Consider the following 676-nt stretch of genomic DNA (forward strand, 5'->3'; position numbering starts at 1 on the left):
GACGCCTGACGATCAGACGGCGTCTTCCTCCACGAGGAGGTTGCGGGTGCGGTTGGAGTCGAGCGGGATGCTCGGACCCATGGTGGTGGTCACCGCGGCCTTCTTGATGTAGCGGCCCTTCGCGGCGGAGGGCTTCAGACGCAGGATCTCGTCCAGCGCCGCCGCGTAGTTCTCGACCAGCTGCTGCTCACCGAACGACACCTTGCCGATGATGAAGTGCAGGTTCGAGTGCTTGTCGACGCGGAACTCGATCTTGCCGCCCTTGATGTCGGTGACGGCCTTGGCGACGTCGGGGGTCACGGTGCCGGTCTTCGGGTTCGGCATCAGACCACGCGGACCGAGCACGCGGCCGAGGCGGCCGACCTTGCCCATCAGGTCCGGGGTGGCGACGACGGCGTCGAAGTCGAGGCGGCCCTTGGAGACCTCGTCGATCAGTTCGTCGGAGCCGACGATGTCGGCCCCCGCGGCCTCCGCGGCAGCAGCACGGTCACCGGTCGCGAAGACCAGGACCCGGGCGGTCTTGCCGGTGCCGTGCGGCAGGTTCACGGTGCCACGGACCATCTGGTCGGCCTTGCGCGGGTCGACGCCCAGACGCATGGCGACCTCGACGGTCGCGTCGAACTTGGTGCTGGTGGTGTCCTTCGCGAGGCGGACGGCCTCAAGCGGGGCGTAGAGC

The 676-nt window shown here is 68.5% G+C and carries 1 protein-coding gene; it reads right to left on the bottom strand.

The features are described from left to right. Positions 1–12 precede the first annotated feature (12 nt). Positions 13–676 (bottom strand): 50S ribosomal protein L1 (gene rplA, locus KUM32_RS35965; RefSeq protein WP_217146115.1); only part of this gene is annotated, 664 nt, incomplete at its 5' end.

This window comes from Streptomyces sp. AC627_RSS907, from assembly GCF_019049165.1.